We start from the raw sequence: 5,523 nt of genomic DNA, 5'->3' as shown, positions 1-5,523 counted from the left end.
CGCTCGCGGCGCCAGAGCCTGTCCGGCCGTCCGGGCCGGAGCCGGACGGACGGCCTCGACGCGACGGGACCCCGCGCGCGGCGGATCCCCCACGCACGGGGGAGGGACCGAGCGCGGCGGGCCGCCGGCCGTCGACGCCCTCCCGGACGGCTCCCAGTACACCGGCCCTTGGAGGGACACCATGCCCGAGCTGCCCGAGGTCGAGGTCGTACGGCGCGGACTCGAGCGGTGGGTCGCCCACCGGACCGTCGCCGACGCCGAGGTGCTGCACCCGCGCGCGGTACGCCGTCACGTGGCCGGCGCCGACGACTTCGCGCACCGGCTCGAGGGGCACCGCATCGGCGTCCCCAGTCGTCGCGGCAAGTACCTGTGGCTGCCCCTGGAGGACACCGGCCAGTCGGTCCTGGCCCACCTCGGCATGAGCGGCCAGCTGCTGGTCCAGCCGCACACGGCACCGGACGAGAAGCACCTGCGCATCCGCGTCCGCTTCACCGACGCCCTGGACACCGAACTCCGCTTCGTCGACCAGCGCACCTTCGGCGGTCTGTCGCTGCACGACACCACCCCCGACGGACTGCCCGACGTCATCGCGCACATCGCCCGGGACCCCCTCGACCCGCTCTTCGACGAGGAGGCGTTCCACCAGGCGCTGCGCCGCAAGCGGACCACCATCAAGCGGGCCCTGCTCGACCAGTCGCTGATCAGCGGCGTCGGCAACATCTACGCCGACGAGGCGCTGTGGCGGGCCCGCATCCACTACGAGCGACCCACGGCCGGCTTCACCCGCCCGCGCACCCTGCTCCTGCTGGGCCATGTCCGGGACGTCATGAACGCCGCGCTCGCGGTGGGCGGCACCAGCTTCGACAGCCTCTACGTCAACGTCAACGGGGAGTCCGGCTACTTCGACCGCTCCCTGGACGCCTACGGCCGTGAGGGTCTGCCCTGCCGCCGCTGCGGCACGCCGATGCGCCGACGGGCTTGGATGAACCGGTCCAGCTACTTCTGCCCGAGGTGTCAGCGGGCGCCGCGCGTCCCGTCGTAGCGCTCACGGGCCCGGAGCACCGCGTCCATGCTGTTCTCGACGCACTGGATCAGGGAGAGCAGACGCCCGGCGACCTCGTGGCCGAGCGGGGTCAGTTCGTAGTCCACGCGGGGCGGGTTGGTGGGCTGGGCCTCGCGGTGCACCAGCCCGTCGCGCTCCAGCGCGTGCAGCGTCTGGGAGAGCATCTTCTCGCTCACCCCGTCGACCCGGCGGCGCAGCTCGTTGAACCGCAGCGAGCCCTCATGGAGCGCGCCGAGGGTCAGCGCACCCCAGCGCCCGGTCACATGCTCCAGCGTGCCGCGGGACGGGCACGCCTTGGCGAACACGTTGAAGGCGAGTTCCTGCTCCTCCGGGCGCCGCGCGGTCGTCATGCCTGCAAGCCTACGTCAGAGCAGCGCTGACCACCCGATTGCGCTAGCCAGGAGTCAGTACCCGAAGTTCTGGGTCCACCACGGGCCGCCCGACCCCATGTGGACGCCCACGCCCAGCGTCTTGAAGTCGCAGTTCAGTATGTTCGCCTTGTGGCCGGGGCTGTCCATCCAGGCCTGCATCACGGCCGCGGCGTCGGCCTGGCCCCGGGCGATGTTCTCGCCGCCCAGGTTGCTTATGCCGGCCGTCTTGGCCCTGTCCCACGGGGTGTCGCCGTCGGGGTCGGTGTGGTCGAAGAAGCCGCGGCCGGCCATGTCGTCGCTGAACGCCGTGGCCAGATCGGTCAGCGCGCTGCTCGCGGTGACCGGGCTGCAACCCACCTTGGCCCGCTCCACGTTGACCAGCCGGAGCACCTCGGCGCCGGCGACGGCCTCCGCGGAGGAGGGGGCCCGGTCGCTCGTCTTCTTCTCCTGCTCGGGCTGCGGCTCCGGCGCGGCCTCGCGGGACGGCGTCTTCTCCGCGGTCTTCTCGGGGGCCGCCGCGGGCTCCTTCTTCTCCGGGGTCTTCTTCTCCGGGGTCTTCGTCGGCGCGGCCGACGCCGAGGCCGACGCGGACGGCTCGGGCGAGGCGGAGCGCTCGGCGTCACGGCTCGCCGGGGTGCCGGCGTCGCGGCCCGGGCTTTCCAGGCTGCCGGACGTGCCGCCCTGCTCGCTGGGCGAGTTGGTCGGCGCGTTCCCGGCCTGCACGCTGTCGCCGGGGGCGCTGTCGCCGCCGAGCTTGTAGTTCTCCAGACCGGGCACCGCGCCCGTGGCCACCGCCACCGTGCCGAGGGCCACCGCGGCGGAGACACCGAGCAGGCCGGTACGGACCGGGGTCGCGGCCTTCTTCTTCCGGCGCCGGTGTCCGTCGGGGCGGGGCGCGTCGTCGCCGGGCGCGAGACCGTCACCGGCGAAGGCGTGGCCGATCCGGTCCATGGCGGTGCCGCTCCGGTCCGGACCCGTCGAGAAGTCCGGGTTCGTAGAGAAGTCCGGGCCCGTCGAGAAGTCCGGGCCCGTCGAGAAGTCCGGGCCCGTCGAGAAGTCGGTGCCCGGGAAGCCGCCGCGGGTGAAGTCGCCACCCCCGGCGGGGGTTCCGGCGCCGTCGGTCGCGTAGAGGTAGGCCTCGCTCCTGGCGTACGTCTCGGCGTACGCCTGCGGGTTCAGATACGGCGCGGTGCCCATCGTGGGCGGGCCGTCCCCCCGGTCGCCCCTCGGAAGCGGGCCGCCGTCGTAGGGGTCGTCATGAGTGACCCCGGTGGCGCGGCCCGTGGCGGCGCGGCCGGCGGCGGAGCGTCGGTGGCGTCCCATGTCCTGGCCTTCCTCGTCCTTGCGGTCGACTCATGCTGGCGACCAACCCGAAACCCGATGATCACGAAACTCACACGAACGAGTGAGTTTCATATGAGATTCATGGCTGGGGACGCTACCGCATGGCGCAAGGGCCAGGTGTGCCCCAAGTGACTTTGTCCGGTTAGGTTGCAGCCATGAGCGAGGATGTGCGAATGGTCGCCTGGGTGCGCGGGCGTGTCCAAGGTGTGGGTTTCCGCTGGTTCACCCGTGCCAAGGCGCTGGAGATCGGCGGCCTGAGTGGTTTTGCTCTCAATCTGGGCGACGGCAGGGTCCAAGTGGTCGCCGAGGGCGCCCGCGAACGCTGCGAGGGACTGCTCGACTGGCTCCAGGCCGGCGACACGCCCGGACACGTGGACGGAGTCACCGAGATCTGGGACACACCGCGCGGCGGCTACGAGGGCTTCGCCATCCGCTGATCCCGCCCGCTCCGGCGGCCCCGGACACCGCGGGCGGCCCGTGCGACGATCCCTCCCCGACGAAAAAGTCCTGGTGATTGCCGAGAAGGGCTTGCCGTGGGCGGCGCCGGCCGTCAAGATGATCGCCACGTCCCGAGGACCCGTGAGACTCGCGCCGCCGCCGTCAGCCGGCCGTGCGCACCCGGTTGTCCGCCAATACGGGGCGTGATCGTGTTGACCCTCAAACTTTTTGGTGAGACGCTGAAAGCCCCGCGCACCTTAGCTGTTTGGCATGGCTGAACGGCAGCACAACTCCAGGCATGCCAAGCACCGCGGGTGCGAATCCCTCACGACCCACACCGCATCGGTCGGTCACTCATTGTGGAGGACCATCCATCATGGCAAAGGCGCTTCTCGGTTACGTCGGCGGCTCCGACCCGCGACTCCTCGCCGAGATGCGACGGCTCCAGCAGCGTGTCCAGGACCTGGAATCCGAGCTCGTACGGATCCAGGCGGAGAAGGACGCGCTGGCGGCTGCCGCTTCTCACGACAGGATCATGGAGAGCGTTGACGCACACCAGGCGGAGCCTGCGCTCACCTGATCACTGCACCGCTGATCACTTCACCGCTGTACGAACGGCACAGCAGTGGTCGGGCCCGCCCGTCACCACCGCCGAGCAGTCAGAATTGCAAGGGACGCCCCGGCGTCCCTTCTTTCTTTCCCGCCTCCGTGATCCCGCTCCGGCGTCCGCACCCCCGCGCACGACGCTCGTTGTCCCGCGCATCCTTTCACCCTCTTCAACGTCTGGTCTGCCCTGCGCGTTCACCCGCGAAACCGCGCGTTCATGGAGTGGGATCCGCCCGGCGGGTAAAGTCCGGCGGCGTGCACCTCAAGGCCCTGACCCTCCGTGGCTTCAAGTCGTTCGCCTCCGCGACCACGCTCCGGTTCGAGCCGGGGATCACGTGCGTCGTGGGTCCGAACGGCTCGGGCAAGTCCAATGTCGTGGACGCGCTCAGCTGGGTCATGGGCGAGCAGGGCGCCAAGTCGCTGCGCGGCGGCAAGATGGAGGACGTCATCTTCGCCGGCACCACCGGCCGCCCCCCGCTGGGCCGTGCCGAGGTGTCCCTGACCATCGACAACTCCGACGGCGCCCTCCCCATCGAGTACGCCGAGGTCACCATCACGCGGATCATGTTCCGCAACGGCGGCAGCGAGTACCAGATCAACGGCGACACCTGCCGGCTCCTCGACATCCAGGAACTGCTCTCCGACTCCGGCATCGGCCGGGAGATGCACGTCATCGTCGGCCAGGGCCGGCTCGACTCCGTACTGCACGCCGACCCCATGGGCCGCCGCGCCTTCATCGAGGAGGCCGCCGGCGTCCTCAAGCACCGCAAGCGCAAGGAGAAGGCGCTGCGGAAGCTGGACGCGATGCAGGCCAACCTCGCACGGGTGCAGGACCTCACCGACGAGCTGCGGCGCCAGCTCAAGCCGCTCGGCCGCCAGGCCGCCGTCGCGCGGCGGGCCGCCGTCATCCAGGCCGACCTGCGCGACGCGCGACTGCGCCTCCTCGCCGACGACCTCGTACGGCTGCGCGAGGCGCTGCGGGCCGAGATCGCCGACGAGGCCGCCCTCAAGGAGCGCAAGGAGGCGGCCGAGGCCGAGCTGGGGAAGGCCCTCCAGCACGAGGCCCGCCTGGAGGACGAGGTGCGCCGGCTCGCCCCGCGGCTGCACAGTGCCCAGCAGACCTGGTACGAGCTCTCCCAGCTCGCCGAACGGGTGCGCGGCACGATCTCGCTGGCCGACGCGCGCGTGCAGAGCGCGACCTCCGCGCCCCCCGAGGAGCGGCGCGGCCGGGACCCGGAGGACATGGAGCGCGAGGCGGCCCGCATCCGCGAGCAGGAGGCCGAACTGGAGGCCGCACTGGAGGCGGCCGAACGCGCGCTGGAGGACACGGTCGTCCACCGCGCGGAGCTGGAACGCGAACTCGCCCAGGAGGAACGGCGGCTGAAGGACGCCGCGCGGGCCATCGCCGACCGGCGCGAGGGGCTCGCCCGACTCAAGGGGCAGGTGGGCGCGGCCCGTTCGCGTGCCGCCGCCGCCCAGGCGGAGATCGAACGGCTGGCCGCCGCCCGTGACGAGGCCCAGGAGCGGGCCGTCGCCGCGCAGGAGGAGTACGAGGCCCTCCGGGCCGAGGTCGACGGCCTCGACGCGGGCGACGCGGAACTCGCCGAGCTGCACGATGCCGCCAAGCGGGGGCTCGCGGACGCGGAGGCCGCCCTCACCGCCGCCCGTGAGGCGGCCACCGCCGCCGAACGCAGCCGCGCG

Annotated in this window: 6 protein-coding genes; 4 read left to right on the top strand and 2 right to left on the bottom strand. The window is 72.0% G+C overall.

Going from position 1 to position 5,523, the window contains the following annotated elements; genetic code table 11:
* Nucleotides 1-181: 181 nt before the first annotated feature.
* Nucleotides 182-1,042, top strand: a complete 861-nt coding sequence (gene mutM, locus B7767_RS14290; RefSeq protein ID WP_085572520.1) for a bifunctional DNA-formamidopyrimidine glycosylase/DNA-(apurinic or apyrimidinic site) lyase — start codon at nucleotides 182-184, stop codon at nucleotides 1,040-1,042.
* Here the strand turns inward: mutM and B7767_RS14285 are convergent.
* The gene (locus B7767_RS14285; RefSeq protein WP_085572519.1) at nucleotides 1,015-1,413 is read right to left on the bottom strand and encodes a helix-turn-helix domain-containing protein; all 399 of its coding nucleotides are present in this window, start codon (nucleotides 1,411-1,413) and stop codon (nucleotides 1,015-1,017) included. The genes mutM and B7767_RS14285 overlap by 28 nt on opposite strands.
* A 54-nt stretch (nucleotides 1,414-1,467) precedes the next feature.
* On the bottom strand, nucleotides 1,468-2,757 hold the full coding sequence (locus B7767_RS14280) for a CAP domain-containing protein (protein ID WP_085572518.1): 1,290 nt from the start codon (nucleotides 2,755-2,757) through the stop codon (nucleotides 1,468-1,470).
* 176 nt (nucleotides 2,758-2,933) lie between these two features.
* On the opposite strand from B7767_RS14280, the gene B7767_RS14275 reads away from it, so the two are divergent.
* The 3 genes from B7767_RS14275 to B7767_RS14265 all read left to right on the top strand — a co-directional run.
* Nucleotides 2,934-3,215 carry an acylphosphatase gene (locus tag B7767_RS14275; protein ID WP_085572517.1) on the top strand — a complete coding sequence of 94 codons (282 nt, stop codon included), beginning with the start codon at nucleotides 2,934-2,936 and terminating at the stop codon, nucleotides 3,213-3,215.
* Nucleotides 3,216-3,592: 377 nt separating this feature from the next.
* Nucleotides 3,593-3,796: a hypothetical protein gene (locus tag B7767_RS14270; protein ID WP_030824772.1), complete on the top strand. Its 204-nt coding sequence runs from the start codon at nucleotides 3,593-3,595 to the stop codon at nucleotides 3,794-3,796.
* Nucleotides 3,797-4,077: 281 nt separating this feature from the next.
* Nucleotides 4,078-5,523, top strand: a 1,446-nt coding sequence (locus B7767_RS14265) for a chromosome segregation SMC family protein (RefSeq protein WP_179167148.1), incomplete at its 3' end; no start/stop codon positions are given.

It is taken from the genome of Streptomyces sp. 13-12-16, from assembly GCF_002114215.1.
In the GTDB taxonomy this organism is placed as follows: domain Bacteria; phylum Actinomycetota; class Actinomycetes; order Streptomycetales; family Streptomycetaceae; genus Streptomyces.
Note: the sequence above shows the minus strand (reverse complement) of the source record. Positions and strands in the feature narration are given on the sequence as shown.